Annotated in this window: 2 protein-coding genes; both read right to left on the bottom strand. The window is 67.2% G+C overall.

What is annotated here, in order from left to right; translation table 11 throughout:
- Nucleotides 1-25 precede the first annotated feature (25 nt).
- Entirely contained in the window at nucleotides 26-520 is a 495-nt protein-coding gene (locus tag DMB42_RS52690) for a transposase (RefSeq protein WP_221762768.1), read from the bottom strand.
- A gap of 30 nt (nucleotides 521-550) precedes the next feature.
- On the bottom strand, nucleotides 551-1090 hold the full coding sequence (locus tag DMB42_RS52685) for a winged helix-turn-helix domain-containing protein (RefSeq protein ID WP_185845357.1): 540 nt from the start codon (nucleotides 1088-1090) through the stop codon (nucleotides 551-553).
- Nucleotides 1091-1157: the final 67 nt, after the last annotated feature.

Genomic DNA, 1157 nt, shown 5'->3' with positions numbered 1-1157 from the left:
TATCGAGGTTGAAAGCGTGAAGTCGTCAGGGCGGGTGGGGGACGAGTCCGGTGCCGGCCAGGCAGCCGTCGAGAACGTCGTGGCGGTACTGGAGTCGGCGTAGGCCTTGGCGGACGGCGGTGATCAGGTCGTGCGGGTCGGTGAAGGCGCGATTGGCCAGGGTGGTGCGTCGTAGCACCGACCAGATGCCTTCCACCGGGTTGAGGTCGGGGGCGTAGGTAGGAAGCTGGTAGACGGTGAGCCAGTCTCGCTCGGCGATGTAGCGGCGCATCCCGGCGGTCAGGTGGGTGTTGAGGTTGTCCCAGACCAGTACGATCGGGCTGCCGAGCTGGTGATGGGCAGCCTGGATCAGGTCGCGGTAGTCGGTCCAGGCGAAGCTCTTGCGCCCGTCGGGGCGGGCGTCGGGACACGGCCGGTAGATGAGGCGGGACGGCTGCCCGGGTTTATAGCAGGCCAGGGGCGGCCACCGATAGTCGGCGCCGGGAGCGGCCGCGTACTCGCACGACAGGGGTAGCCCCACGCCGGGCCCAGGTCCGGGTGACCGGCGGCGTCATCGAGAAACCGGCCTCGTCTTCGAAGACGATCCAGGCCCCGAGCGCCGCCGCGGTTGTTCCACCTGCGGCCAGATCTTTCTCACCCATCCGGCCACCGAGGCCTCGTTGCGCTCGACCGACCGGCGGGCCGGCATCTGACACGACCAACCGTGCCGCTTGAGCAGAGCGGCAACCCCCTGGATGGTGTAGCTCTTGTGGAACCGGCGGCCGATCAACGTTTTGATCCGCTGCAGGGTCCAGGTCTGGTCCGGCCAGCCGTGCGCTACCGGCCCCTTGTCCAGTTCGGTCTCCAACACCGTGAATAGCTCATCGCTCAGCAGCGGCAGCGAGGCCGGTCTCTTGGACATCAGCGCCCGTTCACCGCCCTGTGACCAGGCCTTATGCCACCGCTGAACCGAGCGGACACTCACCCGCAGATCACGGGCGATGACCGCGTTGTCCTCCCCGGCTACGAATCGCCCGGCCGCCTGAATCCGCAACCCTTCGCGGAAAGCTCGCCGCTCGGCGGTCAGCCCGCCACCCTGCGCGTATCGCATGACGATGGCGTACCTCGGCGATCATCACCCGTCAGCTATCTGCGACACCACACTTTTAAGGTCAGTA

Origin of the sequence: Nonomuraea sp. WAC 01424 (assembly GCF_003947315.1) — a bacterium.
GTDB classification, from domain to species: Bacteria; Actinomycetota; Actinomycetes; order Streptosporangiales; family Streptosporangiaceae; genus Nonomuraea; species Nonomuraea spiralis.
This window is presented reverse-complemented; position numbering and strand designations above follow the sequence as displayed.